The sequence below is a fragment of the Nitrospira sp. genome, from assembly GCA_037045225.1.
GTDB lineage: Bacteria > Nitrospirota > Nitrospiria > Nitrospirales > Nitrospiraceae > Nitrospira_A.
The window spans coordinates 3,891,354-3,910,982 of the sequence record JBAOHZ010000009.1; the positions used below are offsets into that span (position 1 = coordinate 3,891,354).

At 58.5% G+C, this 19,629-nt stretch carries 12 protein-coding genes; all 12 read left to right on the forward strand.

Annotated elements, in window-relative coordinates:
• Window positions 1–36: 36 nt before the first annotated feature.
• The 12 genes from V9G17_19195 (at window position 37) to V9G17_19250 (ending at window position 19,622) form a co-directional block, all read left to right on the forward strand.
• Window positions 37–750, forward strand: coding sequence for a flagellar brake protein (locus tag V9G17_19195; protein ID MEI2754724.1), 714 nt, complete (start codon window positions 37–39; stop codon window positions 748–750).
• Between the two features lie 196 nt (window positions 751–946).
• Window positions 947–2,140 (forward strand): DegT/DnrJ/EryC1/StrS family aminotransferase, encoded by a 1,194-nt coding sequence (locus V9G17_19200; GenBank protein MEI2754725.1) that lies wholly within the window; start codon window positions 947–949, stop codon window positions 2,138–2,140.
• A 52-nt stretch (window positions 2,141–2,192) separates the two neighbouring features.
• On the forward strand, window positions 2,193–3,140 hold the full coding sequence (locus V9G17_19205; GenBank protein MEI2754726.1) for an SDR family oxidoreductase: 948 nt from the start codon (window positions 2,193–2,195) through the stop codon (window positions 3,138–3,140).
• A 30-nt stretch (window positions 3,141–3,170) separates the two neighbouring features.
• Window positions 3,171–4,241 carry a kinase gene (locus V9G17_19210; GenBank protein ID MEI2754727.1) on the forward strand — a complete coding sequence of 357 codons (1,071 nt, stop codon included), beginning with the start codon at window positions 3,171–3,173 and terminating at the stop codon, window positions 4,239–4,241.
• Between the two features lie 2 nt (window positions 4,242–4,243).
• Window positions 4,244–5,005 carry a sugar phosphate nucleotidyltransferase gene (locus tag V9G17_19215; protein MEI2754728.1) on the forward strand — a complete coding sequence of 254 codons (762 nt, stop codon included), beginning with the start codon at window positions 4,244–4,246 and terminating at the stop codon, window positions 5,003–5,005.
• Window positions 5,005–6,225: a pyridoxal phosphate-dependent aminotransferase gene (locus V9G17_19220; GenBank protein ID MEI2754729.1), complete on the forward strand. Its 1,221-nt coding sequence runs from the start codon at window positions 5,005–5,007 to the stop codon at window positions 6,223–6,225. The genes V9G17_19215 and V9G17_19220 overlap by 1 nt, the downstream gene beginning before the upstream one ends.
• A complete protein-coding gene (locus V9G17_19225) occupies window positions 6,209–7,717 on the forward strand; it encodes a radical SAM protein (GenBank protein ID MEI2754730.1) in 1,509 nt (502 codons plus the stop codon). Before V9G17_19220 ends, V9G17_19225 begins: the two co-directional genes overlap by 17 nt.
• Before the next feature lie 20 nt (window positions 7,718–7,737).
• Window positions 7,738–9,582 carry a thiamine pyrophosphate-binding protein gene (locus V9G17_19230; protein MEI2754731.1) on the forward strand — a complete coding sequence of 615 codons (1,845 nt, stop codon included), beginning with the start codon at window positions 7,738–7,740 and terminating at the stop codon, window positions 9,580–9,582.
• 9 nt (window positions 9,583–9,591) lie between these two features.
• A complete protein-coding gene (locus tag V9G17_19235) occupies window positions 9,592–14,952 on the forward strand; it encodes a glycosyltransferase (protein ID MEI2754732.1) in 5,361 nt (1,786 codons plus the stop codon).
• The gene (locus V9G17_19240; GenBank protein ID MEI2754733.1) at window positions 14,942–16,135 is read left to right on the forward strand and encodes a glycosyltransferase family 9 protein; all 1,194 of its coding nucleotides are present in this window, start codon (window positions 14,942–14,944) and stop codon (window positions 16,133–16,135) included. The genes V9G17_19235 and V9G17_19240 overlap by 11 nt, the downstream gene beginning before the upstream one ends.
• Window positions 16,132–17,949: a glycosyltransferase gene (locus V9G17_19245; protein ID MEI2754734.1), complete on the forward strand. Its 1,818-nt coding sequence runs from the start codon at window positions 16,132–16,134 to the stop codon at window positions 17,947–17,949. The genes V9G17_19240 and V9G17_19245 overlap by 4 nt, the downstream gene beginning before the upstream one ends.
• Window positions 17,946–19,622, forward strand: coding sequence for a glycosyltransferase family 9 protein (locus V9G17_19250; protein ID MEI2754735.1), 1,677 nt, complete (start codon window positions 17,946–17,948; stop codon window positions 19,620–19,622). The genes V9G17_19245 and V9G17_19250 overlap by 4 nt, the downstream gene beginning before the upstream one ends.
• The last annotated feature ends 7 nt before the right edge of the window (window positions 19,623–19,629 follow it).

Genomic DNA, 19,629 nt, shown 5'->3' on the forward strand with positions numbered 1-19,629 from the left:
TACATGTATGTGCCCGTGGCATACGGAAGAAAACGCATGAATGCATCGATCCTCCATCGTGGTCCCTCCTCGATTCTCGCGGTCGGCCTTTCCGTTCAGCTCAGCCTGTCGGAGGAGCAATCGCAAGCGCAATATGGCTCGTCGGTCCTGGGGTGGGGGGACCGGCAATGGATTCTCTGTGAATGGCCGTTTCACCTCGGGCAACCGATTCCCTGCTCCGCTGGGATGTCTTGTCGACTACGATATGTCTACGACGGGAAGTTGATCGGATACCGCACCGAAGTGTTGAATACACAGTTGCAACCCTTCCCGTTTCTGCTCCTGGCCTTTCCCACTACCCTGGATGAGGTCCCGCTTCGCAAGCATGGGCGTGCGTCGGCACAGGAACCGATTGTCCTCACTCCGGTGACACACGGCAGAACTCTCGTACAAGCCGAACCACTCACGCGTATCGGTGGACTCCTCATGGACCTCAGCGCCTCAGGCTGTGCCGTCCTCCTTCAGCGACCAGTACAGGAGTTTTTTATAGGCATGCTCGTGCGACTCGAGTTCGAAATCGTCGGCACCGGTCGCGTCAACAATCTGACAGGGGCCATTCGAAACGTGTCAATACAGGCTGACGGCACCCAGCTAGGGCTAGAATTCCGCTTTGATGGTAAGGAAACGATCGAGTATCGCGGGTGGGGAGGATCAGTTCAAAAAACGCTCGAATCTGTCGTGCTTCGCAAGCATTCCATCGAGTCCGCCTAGACTGCAGCGGTTGCCGACGACTAGGAAATTTTTGCCCGGTCGTTCTCCGTTAGCCGCACGCAATACCAAGAAATCCACCCACTTCTGTTTTTTCGGTCACACAGGTCAGTGGCATACATCTTGATTAGTCTCTTGGTGCCACACTTCGGCTTGTGAGGGCCGAAGGCCAAATTTAGGGGCCAGAGGGACGACAATCATGACGCTTCACGCTCAGAGTGCCAAGCTCAATCCTCGATGGTGCCTCGCGCAGGACACGATCGATCGGCAGGATATCGATCATTTGATTGAGTGGCTGCGGACCTATCCTCGCCTCACCAAAGGCGCGGTGACCCTGGACTTTGAACGCCAATGGTCGGAATGGTTGGGGCGTCCCTATTCAGTGCACTGCAACTCCGGTTCGTCCGCCAATCTGTTGATGTATTACGCATTGCTGCGCTCCGGCAAGCTGCGCAACACGAACGTGATCGTCCCGAGTGTCGGATGGGTGACGTCGATCGCCCCGGCGATTCAATTTGGCTTCACACCCCTCATGTGCGAGGCCGATCCTGACACCTTCGGCCTCGACCTGAACCATCTGGAAGATCTCCTACAACGCCATGACGCGCACACGGTGTTGCTCGTTCAAGTTCTCGGCGTCCCGCATCGCATGCAGGAACTGCAGGCCCTGAAGGACCGGTACGGGTTTTACCTGCTCGAAGATGCCTGTGCCGCCATCGGAGCGGAATATGGCGGCAAGAAGGTCGGCACATTCGGCGACATGGCGAGCTTCTCCTTCTATTTCGGCCATCAGATGTCCACGATTGAAGGCGGCATGGTGTCGACCAGCGACAAGCATCTGGCGGACATGCTCCTGATGCTGCGCAGCCACGGCTGGAGCAAGGATCTCGACCGGAGCAGCCATCAGGAGTTGGTGACGCAGTACCAGGTCGACGATTTCCATTCCCCCTTTGTGTTTTACGAACCGGGGTTCAATCTGCGCTCTACCGATCTCAATGCGTTTATTGGCATCGAACAACTTCACAAATTGGATGGGATGACCGAGCGACGACAGGCCAATCACGAACGGTACCTACAGCACCTCGGTGGCCGGTTTTACACGCAGCGCCCACCAGCGGGCTCTAAGGTGGCGAGTATCTCGTTCGGATTACTCGCCGATTCGACTGAGCAACGCCGTCGGATCGTCCGGGCATTGGTCACAGAAGGGGTGGAAACGAGAATTTTCTCCGCCGGCAATCTGGGGCTCCATCCGTTCTGGATGAACCGCTACGGGAAAGCCAGCTTCCCGGTGGCGGACCGCGTGCATCATTGCGGGTTCTTTCTGCCCAATCACGCCTCCATGAACGAACAGGATGTGGCTCATATCGCGCGCATCGTCCTGGAGGCGGCATGACGGAATGTCCGCATTTTCCTGACTATTTATGGAGAGGGGAGCCCGTTCGATCATGAAGACAACCGTACCCCATGTGCTCGTGACCGGCGGCGCCGGTTATCTCGGTTCCGTGCTCAGCAGACGGTTATTGGATCGAGGCTACAGGGTCACCGTCCTCGACAATTTCATGTATCGGCAGAACAGTCTGATGGACTGTTGTGGCGACGAGGGCTTTCAGGTGGTGCGAGGCGACTGCCGCGACGAACGGCTGCTGATCGATCTCCTGCGAACCGCCGACCTCATCATTCCATTGGCTGCATTGGTCGGGGCGCCACTCTGCGACCGGGACCGAGTCGGGGCGTATACCGTCAACTTCGAAGCCGTGCAGCTCCTTTGCAAACTGTCGTCACCGCAGCAGCGGATTATTTTCCCCGTCACAAACAGCGGGTATGGAATCGGGCAACCGGGAGTCCCCTGTACGGAAGAGTCGCCGCTTCGCCCCATCAGCCTCTATGGCGAGACGAAAGTCAAAGCCGAGCGGGTCGTGCTGGATCGAGGGAACGCGATCACCCTGCGCCTGGCCACGGTATTCGGCGTATCTCCGAGAATGCGGATGGATTTGCTGGTCAACGATTTTGTCTGGCGCGCCGTGCAGGATCGCGCGGTGGTCGTGTTCGAGGGGCACTGCAAGCGCAACTACATTCATATCCGAGATGTCGTGCGGACGTTCCTGCATGCCATCGACCATTTCGATCAGATGAAAGATCGTCCCTACAACGTGGGGCTGGACGATGCCAATCTGTCGAAACTTGAACTGTGCCGGGTTATCCAGCGTCTCATTCCGCATTTCGTGTCCTTCGAGGCAGCGATCGGCGAAGACCCGGATAAGCGCGACTACATCGTGTCCAACCAACGGCTGCTCACGACTGGGTTCACGCCGGAGTGGTCGCTGGAGCGGGGCATTCGTGAATTGATCAAGTGCTACACGATTATCAAAGCCGGTCAATATGCCAATGTCTGATTCGATGCCAGGCCGACGGGGAGGGCAGCGATGATTATCAGCCGTACGCCTTTTCGAATGTCCTTCTTCGGTGGCGGCACTGACTATCCCGTGTGGTTTCGTGAGCATGGCGGGGCTGTGCTCGCCACGACGATCGATAAATATTGCTACATCAGCTGCCGCCGCTTGCCCCCGTTTTTCGAACATCGAACGCGCATTGCCTATTCACGCATCGAACATGTGAAGAATAATGACGAGATCGAGCATCCCGCCGTTCGTGGCGTGCTGAAGTATCTCAATATCAACGACGGCCTGGAGATTCATCATGACGGAGACCTGCCTGCCCGCACAGGGTTGGGATCCAGCTCGTCGTTCACCGTCGGCTTGCTCCATACCCTCTATGCTCTTCAACACATCATGCCCAGTAAGGAACAGTTGGCGCAGGCGGCCATCCATGTCGAACAGAACGTGCTCGGCGAAGCCGTCGGGTGTCAGGATCAGGTCCTCGCGGCGCATGGCAGTCTCTGCAAGGCCACGTTTTTTCAGAATGGAGAGATCGGCCATACCCCCATCATCATGCAGCCCGACCGGCTGGCCGCCTTCCAGAGCCACCTGCAACTCTACTTCACGGGATTCTCCCGCATTGCCTCGGAAGTGGCGCGCGAGCAGATCGATTGCACGAAGCAACGCACAGCCGAACTGTTTGCCATGCTGCAGATGGTGGAAGAAGGCATCGGCATTCTCACCGGTAGCGGCGATTTGTCCGCATTTGGAACCTTGCTACACGAAGCCTGGATGCTCAAACGGCGCTTGACGTCGCGTATCACGACGCCGGCGATCGATGAGATCTACACAGCAGCCAGAGCGGCCGGTGCATTGGGTGGAAAATTACTCGGCGCCGGGGGCGGTGGATTTATGCTGCTGTTTGCCAAGCCGGAGGACCACGAACGCATTCGAGGGGCCCTGCCCGGCTTGTTGCAGGTTCCATTCAAATTTGAAGGTCTGGGCACACAGATCGTGTTCTATCAGGAGGATCATCTCATGCTCGACGACGTCTGGGCTCAGACCTCGGCCGATATGGCCTCCCGTCTGAAGACCGCGTTGATCGGAAAGGCAGCGTGAAGATGGGGCAGGTGGCGGATTGCGATGTGATCATTCTGTGTGGAGGCCTCGGCAGCCGCCTGCAATCGGTGGTGGCGGACCGGCCGAAATCGATGGCGGAGGTTCATGGCCGGCCGTTTGTGTCATTGCTCGTCGAACACTTCCTACGCCACGGGGCACGTCGATTCATCTTTAGCACCGGGTATATGGGGGAGATGATCGAGGAGTGGTTTGGCCGCCACCGGGGTGGGTATGAAACCCTGTTCGTCCGCGATCCTGCTCCTCTGGGAACGGGCGGTGCAGCAGCGAAAGCCATGACACTGGTTCGGAGCAATCCGTTTCTTGTGCTGAACGGTGATTCATTGTGCGAAATCAACCCGGATCGACTGTTGCAATTTCATGCCAGGAAACGCGCTCGCGCAACGATGACGCTTACACCAGCCGACTCGCGCGTGGACACCGGAGCGGTGACGCTTGGAGAAGACGATCGCGTCCTGTCGATGGTCGAAAAGCCGCGCGCTCGGACAGCGGGATACCACAACGCCGGCATCTATGTGTTTGATCGTACTGTTGAGACGCTGTTTCCGACGACGGCTGCCTGGTCGTTGGAGCGTGAACTTTTTCCCCGACTCATCACCGAACCCTGCTATGGCTTCGTCACAGCCAGCCCACTGTATGACATCGGAACACCGGAACGCCTGGCGCACTTTCGAGCGACATGGAAAGACACCTCAGCCTATTTCCCGGCATCACCGGTTCATCAGACACAAGGATCGATGTTGTAATGGCCCACCACACAGAACCCATTCCACAGACTGCGCATGGATTGAACTTTTCCGCGCGCGGGGCACGTTTAATCGGGCAAGAGATGTTTCGGGTGATGGATCGGGCTCAAGTCTTGGAACGGCAGGGGCATCGGATCTATCACTTGGAACTCGGCAATCCTCGCCTCGCGCCGCCGAGCGCCATTGTCGACAGCGCCATACAGGCCCTCCGAGAACAGCATCTCGGATATGCGCCGACGGCGGGGGTGAAAGAATTGCGCGCGGCGCTTGCCGATCGATATGCTTCGTTAACGGGCCAGGCGTTGACTGACGCGCACGTCGTCATGAGTCCGGCCAATCTCCTGATTCACCAATTCCTGGATATCACCTGCAATCCGGGGGACGAGGTGGTGCTGTTCACACCTGCGTTTCCCTCTTACTGGGCTGCCGCCACCCATCAGGGCATTCAGGTCAGGCCGGTGCGGTTGGATGAGCGGGACGGATTTCATTTGTCACGACACGCCATCGATACCGCTTTGGCTGCTGAACCCCGGGCGGTGATCGTTAATAACGCGAACAATCCTACGGGAGCCGTCTACGACTCAGCACTGCTGCGAGAACTCGCGGGACGGTGTGAAGAAGCCGGAATTTGGCTGTTGAGCGATGAAACCTACGCTGACCTGACCTTCGACCGTTCATTCTGTACTCTCGCGTCGGCCCAAGCCAGGCATGTCGTTGCGATCTCTTCTTTTTCGAAGGTCTTTTCGATCCCTGGGTTTCGAACCGGATATGCCTTTGCCCATGAAGCCGTCGCCGAAAAACTGGCGCTCTCGAATTCGACCCTCTATTCGTGTCTGCCGATATTCACCCAGCTAGGTTGTTTGGCCGGTCTGACGGTGTTCGATACCTACGCCGATGAGATCCGGACTCGGGGAGCTCGCCTCCTCGGAGTGTGCCATGACCGCATCAATCGTTCCGGGATCCTTAGCTGCCACAAGCCGGAGTCCGGATTCTATCTGTTCGTGGACATTAGTCGTAGCGGGCTCGACGACATGACCTTTTGCCAACGGTTGTTGGACGAACACCACACGGCCGTGACACCGGGCCGAAGTTTTGGCAGCGCCTATGCGTCGTTCATCCGTCTGGCCACGTGCGGGCGGGAAGAGGATGTTTACGAAGGGCTGTCCCGCACGATCGAGTTTGCCCAGTCACTGAGAGGTTGCCGTGTCCAAGCCGCTTGACGTCTTGTTGGTCACCCCGCCCAGCCGGGTCGCGGTCTATCAATCGCTGAGCCGTGACTTTGCCGCCATCGAACCGCCTGTCTGGTCCGGCTTAATCGCCACGTTTCTCCGGCAACAGGGTTGCTCTGTTGCCATTCTCGATGCAGAAGCGCAGGGATTGACTCATCAGCAAACGGCGGAACACATCGCGGCCGTCGCCCCTCGACTCGCCGTATTTGTGATCTATGGGCAGCAACCATCGGCGTCCACGCAGTGTATGCCTGCCGGGCGACAAGTCTGTGAACTGCTCAATGCCTTGAGTGACGTTCCCACCTTGGTCATGGGCACACATCCGTCGGCCTTGCCGAAACGCACGCTCCTGGAAGAACCGTATAGGTACGTCTGTCAGGGAGAAGGTCCGGCCACAATCCTGGGACTGCTGATCGCGTTACGTGCACCGCAACATTCGCTCCGCGAGGTGCCCGGCTTATGGCACATGGAGAACGGTGTGCCGGTCGGGAATGATCGCGCACCACTCCTGACGAATTTGGATCGCCAGCTGCCGGGACAGGCCTGGGATCTGCTCGATATGACCCGGTATCGCGCCCACAATTGGCATTGCTTCGGCCATCTGGAGGCACGGGCCCCTTACGCATCGCTGCAGACCAGTCTCGGTTGTCCCTTCACCTGTTCGTTTTGCTGTATCAATGCGCCGTTTTCCACAGCCATGCTGAGGACCTGGAGCCCGGATAACGTCATCGCTCAGATCGACCGGCTCGTCAGAGACTATGGCGTCAGTAACATCAAGATCCCGGACGAAATGTTTGTGTTGAATCGACGGCATGTGATCGGTATTTGCGATCGCATTATTGAACGAGGCTATCGGCTCAACATCTGGGCCTATGCCCGGGTAGACAGCGTGCAAGACGAAGTGTTGGCCAAGCTAGCCCGAGCCGGCTTTACCTGGCTGGGGCTCGGCATCGAATCCGGAAGCCAACATGTTCGGGACGGCGTCGAAAAGGGGCGCTTCGGTGAGCGCGATATTGTGGCCACCGTCGACAAGATCCGCTCCTACGGCATACATGTGGCGGCCAACTACATCTTCGGCCTGCCCGATGACACGATGGACAGCATGCGCACGACCTTGGACTTGGCCCGTACACTTAATACAGAGTGGGCCAACTTCTACTGCGCGATGGCCTACCCGGGCTCACCGCTCTACGAGCTGGCAAAGCAGAAGCATTGGGCGTTGCCGGATGACCAGGACGGTCCAGGCTGGATCGGCTATTCGCAGCATGCCTATGAATGTTGCCCCTTGCCGACCGACAGTCTGACTGCCACACAGGTGCTGGCGTTCAGGGATCGGGCTTTTCTCGAGTACTTTACCCATCCGGATTACTTGCACATGCTCCAGCAGACATTCGGGGCGCAGGTCGCCACCCATGTGACGGACATGTGCCGGCACCAGGTGCGGCGGCGTCATCACGATGTCGTGGCCGATACAGCGGCCTAGCGGAACACAGGGGGAAAGGAATGGCCATCATCAAGGTTGCAGATTACATCATCACGACATTGGCTGAACGCGGGGTCGACCGAATGTTCGTCGTGTATGGGGCCGCCAACGGCGATCTGATCGATGCGTTCACCCGGACGGACGCGACGAAATACGTCGCGGTGATGCATGAACAGGCCGGGGGGTTCGCCGCCGAAGCGTACGCCAAGATAAAAGGTGTGCCTGGTGTTGCCATCGCGACCAGCGGACCGGGCGGCATGAATCTCCTGACTGCGATGGGCAATTGTTTTTATGACTCGATCCCGTGCGTGTTTCTCACCGGCCAGATTAATTCCCGATTCCTCCGGCCTGATCCCTCGATCCGTCAGATCGGATTCCAGGAAACGGATATCGTGGCAATGGCGACTCCGGTGACCAAGTACGCCAAAATGATTCTTAAGCCTGAAGACGTCCGGTATGAGCTGGAGAAAGCTCTTTGGCTTTGCCAGGAAGGACGGCCTGGACCGGTGCTCTTAGATATTCCCCTTGATGTTCAAAAGAGCAAGATCGACGCGAAGCAACTCGTTGGCTTCGAGCCGCCGGCTGCTGTGAGTTTTGATGTGACAGTGGTCGACGAACAGATCACCCGACTCATTGACGCGCTGCAACGTGCTGAACGACCGGTGATTCTTGTCGGGGGCGGAGTGCGCCTAGCGGATGCCCAGGATGATGTGCGCACCTTGGGGCGGCGACTGAATGTCCCCGTTTTTCCGACCTGGAATGCATTGGACGTGATCAGCTCGGACTATGACAATTATGGCGGTCGGGTAGGCACGTATGGAGGAGCCGGCCGCAATTTCGGCATTCAGAACAGCGATGTGCTGCTCTCGATCGGCAGCCGTATCTCCGGCCGCATTACCGGCGGAAATGTACAGAGTTTTGCGCGCCAGGCCAAAAAGTTCTTGGTGGAAATCGATCCAGCCATGGTGCAGCGGAAGTTTCAGCAGGTGCCGTTCGATGTCAACATTCTCTGCGATGCGAAAGTGTTCACCCAGCGCCTGCTGACCGCCCTCGATCGACGCAGCAAGCCGCTGCCGGATTATTCGGGGTGGACAGAACGGGTGATGGAGTGGAAACGACAGTACGATCCTGTTCGGCCCGAGTTCTTCGACCAGCGCGAGCGGGTACACCCCTATGCATTCATGCGACGTCTGTCCGAGAAGATGGGCGCCACGGATATTCTGGTCGGGGATTGCGGCGGCAATATCGTTGTAAGCAATCACGCGTTTGAAACCAAGTACGGCCAACGAAACCTGACCAACAACGGCAACTCGCCCATGGGGTTCTCCTTCGCCGGTGCGATGGGCGCCTGGTTTGCCGCGCCAAGCCGTCAAGTGGTCTGTACGATCGGGGACGGGGGCTTCAACATGAATCCCCAGGAACTGCAGACCTTCATCAACTACGGCGTCAAAGTCAAAACCTTCATTCTCAATAATCACATTTACGGCATCACCAAAGCGTACCAGGAGACGAACTTTCAGGGCCGCGCGGAAGCCTGCGGGCCGAAGGGCTACACCCCCCCGGACTTTCTCAAGATCGTGCAGGCCTACGGGATCAAGACAGTCGCCATCCGCAACCATGCTGAGATGGATGCAAAAATTGAAGAGGTGCTGCAGTTCGATGGGCCGATGGTCTGTGATGTGGACATGCATGAATTCCACACCTACGAGCCCAGGATCTTCGGATGGAAGACGCCCATCGAGGATATGTATCCCTATCTGCCGCGTGAAGAATTCCGAGCCAACATGGCCATTGAGCCGGCTGAGGGCTGGATGAATCCGGAATACCCCGACGTGGTTCGTCCGAACGATCGGTCACAGCCGTAAGGGAGCTGTATGTCGCAAGGCGCGAATGAGGCAAACCGAGTCACTCCGCTTGACGTTGAGTATTACCAATTCTGTCGCGAGCAGCACCGCCCCTATTTCGGCCGGGTGATGTGGGCGTCCCAAGGACTTCCGCTTCGTCACGTAGTGATGCAGGAATTGGTACGGCTCGAAGCCTCTCGGCAGGGTGCGGGTCCGTTTCATATTCTTGAGGTAGGATCTTGGGCCGGTGGATCAGCCATTACGTGGGCCGAGGCATTGACCCAACATCATGGAGCCAACGGCCGTGTCGTCTGCGTCGATCCCTGGAAGCCGTATTTCGATGTGACAAAGCGGCCGGACGCAGCCGTATACCGCGAGATGTCCGAAGCGTTGGCCAACGATACGATTTATGAGTTGTTTCTGCATAACATCACCACTGCCGGCCATGCGGGACTGGTTTTGCCTCTGAGAGGGTCTGCTACGGCCATATTGCCGGCCCTTCCACGGAACTATTTCGATCTCGTCTTTGTCGACGGCGACCACTCCTATGCGGCAGTGCTGGCTGATATTCAGGCAGCCGGAGGCCTGATTAAGGATGGGGGCGTCTTATGCGGTGACGATCTGGAACGTCAATCATTCGAAATCGACCAGACCTATGCCCGCACTCAGATCGAGTCGGACTACATTCGTGATCCGCGGTCAGGGTACGAATATCATCCCGGCGTCACGTTAGCCGTGGGCGAACTCTTCGGTGACGTGTCCCAAGTGGCAGGGTGCTGGGCGGTGAGAAAACGCGGCACTTGCTGGGAACGTTTTGACATGTCGACGGTGCGTTGTTCCGAGGATCGTATTCCTGCTCATCTCATTCGCCGGGACCTGACAGTGGATCCTGAGTTTCAACGCTGGCGGGAACAACGAAGCCGACCGGCGAGTGTGGCTGTGCCCAGGGGATCGGAACCAGGCGAACAGGCCCGGACTGCGTCGGCTCTTTCCAGAGCCTCTGTCGCCGCTCCTCGACAACGAGCCCTGTTGATTCAATTGGATTTTCAGACCTGGGCCACTGCGCGCCCCTGGACCTATAGCGCAGCCTTCGGTGTGCAGGAAGGGTTGCGGGCGAATGGCGTCGAGTGTGTCACCGTGCCGGCGATCGCCGAGAACGCCTGCTCGACGCCTGCATCATGGGTCTACCATGCCAAGAAAGCTCTTGCTGGTCAGCACTTCGATCAAGTGTGGCTGTGGTTGATTCATACGCCTCTTGATCAAGCGACGCTGGAATGGGTCGCTCAATTGGCGCCGGTGCGAGTCGGCGTTCTCATGGAGTCGCTTCGCTACGATGCGGAGGACTACGCCTGGGCTCCGCAATTGAAGCTGCGTCCATCGCAATTGGAGGCGCAACTTCCCTATTTGACCCATGTGCTGGCGCCGGACGAGCAGGATGCCGATGAGCTCCAGGCGCGGGGATTCGCCAACGTGCTCTGGTGGCCACCGATGGTTCCTGAACGCTTCATTGTTTCCTCCATCGGTAGTCCGACCCGGCCACAGGCCGTGTTCCATGGAACGCCCTATGGACGACGGCAGCATTGGATCAGTGAGCCGTCACTGAGCGGCCGCCTGCATTGCGCAAAAGGGGCTCAGCCTCCTACCAAAAACCAGCAATTGTTCGATCAGTTGCAGCAAGTTGCAGCCCAATATCTGGCAGAAGGCCATGTGGTCACCGACGAGGCCATTCGAGAGTATGCCCAGTCGCTGCAACAGATCCGCCTCGCCGAATTCATGGAATGGATGGGGCAACTGGCTCAATGGCCTGCCATCGTGAACTTGCCGAGTCTCGCCAAATTTTATGGCGGACGGGTCATTGAAGCCATGGCGGCCGGCCGGCCGGTGATCTCCTGGGACATTCCCGGGCAACCCAAGAACAAGGGACTCTTCGAACCGGAGACAGAGATACTGCTCTTCCCCCAGGATGATCCTTCAGCCCTGGCCGAGCAGATCGACCGGATTTTGCATGATCGCGCATGTGCCCAGACCCTGGCTCAGCGCGCACAGAGCAAGATCAAGCGGTATCACACAGCCGAACGACGCCTGCAAGGGACGTTGGAGTGGATTCGCACCGGACAGGCCCCTGACTATGGCTTGTCGGGACAGGCACACGCCTCATCTGCAACCCAGACCAGGGTTTCGATGCCGGCATCCCCATCCTTGCCGACCGCCACACGGTTACCGACGGCTGCACCGATTTCCCACCCATCACATAAGGTGCCTATGGATCAGAATGCCTTTTATGTAGACCTGTTCGTCAACAAGCCGGCTTGGTCGACACCCGAACCGAACGCCGATGAAGCGGCGCGTTGGTCGAAGATCGCGTCGTTCCTTGAACATGTCGTGCGACAGACGCGGCGCGAGACTCCTGGTCGCACGCTACGGATTCTCGATGTGGGTTGTGGCCGGGGGTGGCTGACGAATCTGGCGGCAGTCTATGGAACCTGTGAGGGCATCGAGCCGGTAGCCGGCGTGGTTGAGCATGCGCGTCGGATGTTTCCTCACATTCGCTTCGAGGCGGGCACACCCGAAACGGTGTTGGCCAGGCAGGACTTCAAACCGTTCGATGTCGTGCTCTGTTCCGAAGTGATCGAACATGTTCCCTATCCACAGAAACCAGGGTTCGTCGTTCAACTAGCCCAGCTCCTCACGAGTGACGGTTATCTCATTCTGACAACTCCCCGCGGGGATGTGTGGGAAGAATGGAGACGCATCGCTCCGCCGAATCAGCCGGTGGAGGATTGGGTCACGGAGCAGCAGTTGGGGCAACTTTTGGCAGACGGCGGCTTTCACCATTTGGGGTTGGAACGCATTCCGATCGAAGTGCCTTCTCTCCGGTATCTCCCGGCGGCCACGACCCATGATTATCGGACCAAGACACTCATGCCGATCTATCAGGTCTGGGCCTGCCGTCGTACGGCGGCCACAGGGACGCGACCGATGCCGTTCACACGAAGACCGATGGTATCGGTGATTGTGCCGACCTACAACCGACCGGATCGGTTGCGCATGGCCTTGCACAGTCTCAACTCCCAGCAGTACCAGGATTTCGAAGTGATTGTGGTCAATGACGGCACGACTCCGGTCGAATCCGTGGTCGCTGAGATGAACCGTGCCGGACGGATGACGCTCGTCAATCATGATCACAACCGAGGGCTGGCAGCCGCGCGGAACACGGGTCTTCGCCATGCAACCGGGACTTACGTAACCTACCTCGATGACGACGACCGCTTCCTGCCCGATCACCTGGGCACCCTCGTGATGTTTCTCGAATGCGGAACCCATCAGGTGGTCTACACCGATGCCTGGCGTATCTCCGAGCAAGAAACGGGGGCCGAGGTCAGCGAAGTGAGCCGTGACCGGCCTTACTCCTATGACTTCGATGCCAAGCGTCTGCTGGTGCAAAACTATATTCCGGTGCTCTGCCTGATGCATCGCCGATCCTGCCTCGATGAGGTGGGTATGTTCGACGAAAGTCTTTTCGTCCATGAAGACTGGGATCTCTGGATCAGGCTCGCCACGGTGTATCCGTTTGCGCATATCGCACAGACGACCGCAGAGTTTACCTGGAGAACCGACGGCTCATCGATGACGAGTCACGATCACGATGCGTTCTGCCGCACTACGGACATTATTTATCGCAAATACTTTCCATACGCAGCTGCCCAGCCGAAATTGCTGGAAGCACAACGACATCATCTTGCAGAGCTGAGGGGGCGAACGAAGAAACCATCGTATGCCTGTTCGATCATTATTCCTGTCTGGAACAAGGCCGAGCTTACGGAGCAATGCCTCATGGCTCTCGCCAAGGTCACCGAGGGCGTGGAATATGAAGTGCTCATCGTGGACAACGGCTCGAACGATCGTACCGCTGAGTTTCTAGGCCAGTTAGGCGGCGATGTCCGGGTGATCCGGAATGCCGAAAATTTGGGCTTTGCCAAGGCCTGTAATCAGGGCGCGCGGGCGGCGCGCGGCGAATTCCTGGTGTTTCTGAATAATGACACAATTCCTTTGAAAGGCTGGTTGTCGGCCTTGGTTGAAGAGGTTCGTCGTCATCCGGATGTGGCGGTGGTAGGCAGTAAACTGCTGTTCGAAGACGGCTCGATCCAACATGCAGGTGTGGCATTCTCACGCGAATGTTTGATGCCCTACCATATGTATCGTGGCGGTCGCGCCGAGGCAGCCTGTGTGAACAGGCGGCGTGAATTGCAGTGCGTCACCGCCGCCTGCATGCTCGTGCGCCGTCGCGTTTTTGAGCAGGTGGATGGATTCGACGAAGGCTATCGAAACGGGTTTGAGGATGTCGATCTCTGTCTGAAGATCCGGGAAAAAGAGTGGAAGATCGTCTATCAACCCAACAGTGTGCTCTATCATCTGGAAAGCAAGACGCCGGGCAGAAAAACACATGACCTCGACAACGGGCGGCGCCTCCGGGAGCGCTGGGCTGCCTGTTGGTGGCTGGCGGATGAGGATCTTCTACATTTTGAAGACGGATATGCCCTGCACACGTATGTCAATGACGGTATGTTGAGCTACCAGCTTCACGCGATTGCCGACCCGACGACCAAAGCACAACGAGCGATCCTGGCCGACCTCCAACGGGTGGCCCATAGTCGCGACCTCAATGCCGTCTCCGCCTTCCTCGCGCGCGTGGATGAGTGGCCCGCCGATCCCTGGATTTTGCGTTGGGGGGTGCTGGTCTGTTTCTCGACAGGCCAACCCAAACTGGCGATGCCATTCTGGCGGCGTATCCTCACCCTTGAGGAGGATGCCCCCGCTCGCGTCGGGTTGGCAAGACAGGCACTGGAAACAGGCGCATTGGATGAGGCAGACCTCCACCTGACGGCCTTGTTGAAAGATGACCCTTCACACGGCGAAGGCTGGCTGTTGCGTGGAATCGTGGCCATGCAACACACCAATTATGCGGAAGCCGAGCGTGCCTTCGAACAAGCCAAGGTCTCCGGTGGTGATTCACGCAAAGCCACCTTGGGCATCGTGATGGCTGCGATGGGTGACAACCGGGCCGAGACAGCCTGGTCGCACGCGGTGGCGCTCTGCGCCAACGAACCGGATGACGAAGAATGCATGTATTGGATGCTCAAGTGCGGAACGGTGCTTGAACGGTGGGATGTGGTCAGTTCTCGCCTGGCCACGTTTCTCGCTCGCAATCCTGGTAACGTCGCCATGCGTTTTGCGTTGGCGGGAGTCTTGTTGCGATCCGGACGGCGAGGAGACGCGCAGCGCGAATATGAACGCCTGCTTGTTTTGGCACCGACATTCGAAGGAATGGAGGAACTTGCGAAGCAACTAGCTGAACCCGAGTCCAGCGTGGTTCCCGATCATGCTGCATGACCCGACAGCAGACCGCCGCGCATTACTTGTCCAAATCGCCAGATTAGGTGATCTGGTGCAGTCGCTTCCCGCGCTCCAGGCGCTCCAGGCAGGACATCCGGAGACGTCTTTTGATGTGCTCTGCGCAGCCCCCTTGGCGGCGGTCCTTAGCGGAGCGCGGAACATCGGTCGTGTCATCCCCTGGGATGGTGCACAATGGCGCTCCTGGGCCGACCAATGGGCGGACAATCCTCGAGACATCTTACGTGCCGCACAGACGTATCTCGCGTCGCTTGGCGAGCGTGCATACGATCAGGTGTATCCCTTGAATCAACACAGCCGGAGCCATCTGCTCACGCATCTCTTTGCCACGGACCGTACACGAACTGAGCATGAGGGACACTCCGCTGTCTACATGCGTCCCTGGGCCGAGTATCTCCGACAGATCGCTCAGGAGCGTGGTGATAATCGAGTCCATCTGGCCGATGCCTGGTGCGGCATGAGTGGGGTCAAACCACAAGGCCAGGCGCCGCGATGTTCCCCTCCAGCAATCGCTCTCCCCGGAGACCTTGCTCCGATCGGTGAGCGGCCGGGGCTGTGGATCGGGCTCGTCACAGGGGCAGGGGAAGCGGATCGTTGTATTGCGCCCTCCACATGGGGGCAGTGGATTCGCGCCTTGTTGTCATACGCGGACGAAGCCCAGGTGGTGTTGATCGGAAGCGGCCATGAGCGCGAAACCGGCCAGGCCATTCTCCAATCACTTCCAACGTTACTCCAAGGCCGCGTCTGGGATGCCACGGGCCGCACCAGCGTGGGGCAATTGATGCTGCTCTTGCACCGATGTCGATGGGTCATCGGGGCCGACACGGGGCCACTTCATTTGGGCACGTTGATGGGATGCCAGGCTCTAGGGTTCTATTTTTCTCGCGCCCGGGTGCATGAGACCGGACCCTATGGAGAAGGGCACTGGGTATATCAACACACCACGCAGACTCAACCCGACAGCTGGCCGATTCAGGAAAGTGTCGCATTGATGTGCGAGGGCCGGCGCCAAGCCGTGCCTGGATGGACCCTCTGGAGGAATCGTATGGATCATTGGGGGACGATGTTTGAGGACGCCTTCGGACAGAAGACAGACGGGGACTCACGCGCGGCAGTGTGGCGCCGCCTCACTCCTTCACTGTGCGAATCGGTGGCCGCATGAGCATCTTTCACGACAACCTCAATCGGCTGGCTAGGCGAGATCAGCCGCTCGCCGCGGCAGTGAAGGCGTCTGCCGGGGGAGTGCTCGCAGTCGAATCCTCCCGGAGCGGAGTTCCTTCCGCACGCCGTTCAGGCCGGTGGGTTCACAGTGCGTATGATCCACTGCGCGAAGCGGAAACCTGGGCCCACACTCAGGCAGCGGCTTGCAGGGAAGGTGAAACCGTCGTCGTCGCCGGAGTCGGACTGCTGTACCACGTCGAGGCACTTCGGAAACAACTCTCGTCGGATATCGTCGTGGCGGTGGTGATCCCCGACCTCGATGAATTTCATGATGTGCTCGTAGCGCGGCCGCTTGACGCGTGCAGTGACAACATTCTCTGGCTGACCGGAACACCGGTCCACATCGCCGAAACATTGAGCCGGACGGGACGTCCCGTACGCTGCCTCTCCTATACTCCGGCGGCACAGGCCGACTCGACCTTTCACCGCGCCTTCGAAGAGGCCTTGCGTCGCGGCATTGCCAGTCAGGCGGGGGGCCAGCTCACGATTGCGCTCGTCGGACCGATTTACGGAGGCTCGCTCCCGATTGCGCGTTATGTGAAACGAGCGCTGGAAACGCTCGGCCACAAGGTGCAGTGGATCGATCACAGCGTACACGCGTCAAGTTATGAGGTGATGGGGGCTCTCAAGGACGTACGCAACCGTCAAATGATGCAAGGTCGTTTGGCGGAAGTGTTGAGCCAATGGACCGTGGCTTCTCTGGCGGAGTCACCTCCTGATCTCGTGTTATCTCTCGCGCAGGCCCCGTTGACGTTGCCCGTCCTCGAACATCTCCGCAAGAAGAAGTTTCTGACAGCGATGTGGTTCGTGGAGAATTATCGCCACCTCACTTATTGGCAACAGATGGCGCCCGGGTATGAATACTGGTTTGTGTTTCAACAGGGAGCCTGTCTGGACGCCTTCCGCCAGGCCGGCGCACGACAGGTCAGTTTCCTGCCCATGGCCGCGGATCCTGAGCTGCATCGACCGCTGGATCTATCGCCGGAAGAGCGAGCAATTTATGGTGCGGATCTCTCCTTCGTCGGTGCGGGTTATGCGAATCGTCGGCACCTCTTTCCGGCGCTTCTTGGCCATCCCTGGACCTTCAAGATCTGGGGTAATGAGTGGGAGGGGGCCGAGGATCTCCGGTCCGTTGTGCAACGCAATGGTGCGCGGATCGACACGGACACCTGTATGAAGGTGTTCAATGCGACAACCCTCAATCTCAACCTCCATTCGACGACCGGCGCAGGGCTTGATCCCCAGGCGGATTTTGTAAATCCTCGCACCTTTGAGCTGGCCGCCTGTGGGGCGTTTCAGTTGGTCGATCATCGATCCCAATTACCGGACTTCTTCACCGACCGAGAGATGATCTCGTTTCGTGACTTCGGTGACGTTCCCGGATTGGTAGAGCAGTGGCTGGGAGATGCGGCGGCTCGACGAGCCATAACCGATGCCGCCCGCACACGCGTGTTGAATGCTCATACCTACGTGCATCGGATGCGAGACCTGTTGGCGCAGATCGGATTGTCGCAGCCAGATAGAATCGGGGCCGTGCTCCGAGGTGATCGACAACAGGAAACATTGTTGACGCGTTGCGCCGGGGATGCTCCGCTCGAAGCGCTGCTGAAGGCGTTTCCCGCCGGGCAGCGGGTCGAGTTAAAGGATGTGGCGGCACACATTCGCCGCAAGGGCCCGACGGCCACACTGGATCGCGAAGAATTGATGCTCTTAATGTTGGATGAATACCGTAGCGAAACGCGGGACCTCTTATGAGCAAGCGTGTCCTTCTGATCAATATCACCCGCATGGGCGATCTCGTGCAGATGGGCACGTTGCTGCAACGGTTACAGCACGAATGGCCTGGCGCCGCCGTCGATCTGGTCGTGGATTCACGGTTTGCTCCGATCGCGAAACTGCTGCCGCACCTCCGCCATATCATCGACTACGACTTTCATCGGCTCGTCGACGAGAGTCGCGCGCAAGTGCAGGATGTGGTGGCCCTCTACCGCGGTATGACCGAGTGGGCGGCGCCGTTGCTGGAGTCTGGATATGACCGGGTCGTCAATCTGACATTCAATCGACGGAGCGGGCTGCTGGCTTCCTACGTCGGTGCCAAAGACCTTCGCGGTATTTCAGCCCCGAAGGACGGCGATGTCACGATTCATAATCCCTGGATGGCGTATCTCACGGATGTACACAATCAGCGTCGGTTCAATCACTTTAATCTGGTAGATATTTACGCGTTAGGCGGGAGCGGGACCGGACCGTTTGCGCCGTTGACGCTCAACATCCCTGCGAACACCGCGCAATGGGCGCGTGAATTTCTCGCCGCACAGGGTGGGCAGGAGCTGCCCTGGATGGCGGTTCAGGTCGGCGCCAGTGATCCGATGAAAGCCTGGCGGCCAGAATTATTCGGGCAGACCTTGGCCGCTCTCAGCCGGCAGACACAGGTCGGCTATGTGTTGATCGGAACGGAAGCGGAACGCAAAGCGATTGACGCCGCACAAATTGCGTTTCGCCAGGCGGGTGGCTGCGCCCCCCTGTGCAACGCGGTCGGGCGTACGACGTTGCCGCAACTCGCCGCCGTGCTCGCACAATGCCGACTGTTGTTGACCAACGACACCGGCCCCATGCATCTGGCCGTCGGTGTGGGCATTCCAGTCGTGGACCTCTCAGTCGGGCATGTCGATTTTCGCGAGACTGGCCCCTACGGCCCCGGTCATTGGATGGTGCAACCGGAGATGAGCTGTGCCCCGTGTGGCTTCGATGAGGTCTGCTTACACCACGCCTGCAAGGATCGGCTTGTCCCGGAGCAGATCGCGATGCTGTGTCTGCACGTGCTGACCGGCGCTGACTTTCCTGCACGAACGACAGGTATCAGAATCTACCGCTCCCGAGTCGATGAGGACGGTTTGGGAGGGACGGAACTTTATGCCGGCCGGGAGGATGCACTGGTCAGATGGTACGGCCGTTTCTGGCGTCGGTTCTGGTATGAACAGTTTACCGGCCAGCCAAGTCTGGTGCCGATGGATCCGGAACCTTCCCCCGATCGGGTGGAGGTTCTCGCCCTGCTGGAGCATCTCACTCCGCTCGCAGCCAAGCTCGTCTCACAGGCTGAAGAGTTGGTTCGTCTGACAGGGAAACGACCGTTGCCGATTCAAAGCCTTCAAGCGTCACATCAGAATGAGAACAGGGCACGACAGGCGATCGTCGCGCTCAGTTTGCAGTCTCCGGCGACCGCGTCCCTGGCCGTGGCTCTGGTGAGGGATACGCACAATGACGACGGGCAGGGGCTCACTGATATGGCGCAATCCCGTCTGGCCTCCTATCGGCGCTGGCAGAAACGGCTATTGCTGGTCGCATCCAGTTTCCGTTCGTTCAACAACCCACAGGGAGTCGTCGCTTCAACACAAGGACGGCCTCTTTCCATGGTCCGTTCGGCGTAACAGTAGC

Bases quoted from the DNA above. Each gene is read 5' to 3' on its own strand.
- V9G17_19215 (MEI2754728.1), top strand. From the start codon at position 4,244: ATGGGGCAGGTGGCGGATTGCGATGTGATCATTCTGTGTGGAGGCCTC.
- V9G17_19230 (MEI2754731.1), top strand. From the start codon at position 7,738: ATGGCCATCATCAAGGTTGCAGATTACATCATCACGACATTGGCTGAA.
- V9G17_19205 (MEI2754726.1), top strand. From the start codon at position 2,193: ATGAAGACAACCGTACCCCATGTGCTCGTGACCGGCGGCGCCGGTTAT.
- V9G17_19210 (MEI2754727.1), top strand. From the start codon at position 3,171: ATGATTATCAGCCGTACGCCTTTTCGAATGTCCTTCTTCGGTGGCGGC.
- V9G17_19235 (MEI2754732.1), top strand. From the start codon at position 9,592: ATGTCGCAAGGCGCGAATGAGGCAAACCGAGTCACTCCGCTTGACGTT.
- V9G17_19220 (MEI2754729.1), top strand. From the start codon at position 5,005: ATGGCCCACCACACAGAACCCATTCCACAGACTGCGCATGGATTGAAC.
- V9G17_19240 (MEI2754733.1), top strand. From the start codon at position 14,942: ATGCTGCATGACCCGACAGCAGACCGCCGCGCATTACTTGTCCAAATC.
- V9G17_19245 (MEI2754734.1), top strand. From the start codon at position 16,132: ATGAGCATCTTTCACGACAACCTCAATCGGCTGGCTAGGCGAGATCAG.
- V9G17_19200 (MEI2754725.1), top strand. From the start codon at position 947: ATGACGCTTCACGCTCAGAGTGCCAAGCTCAATCCTCGATGGTGCCTC.
- V9G17_19250 (MEI2754735.1), top strand. From the start codon at position 17,946: ATGAGCAAGCGTGTCCTTCTGATCAATATCACCCGCATGGGCGATCTC.
- V9G17_19195 (MEI2754724.1), top strand. From the start codon at position 37: ATGAATGCATCGATCCTCCATCGTGGTCCCTCCTCGATTCTCGCGGTC.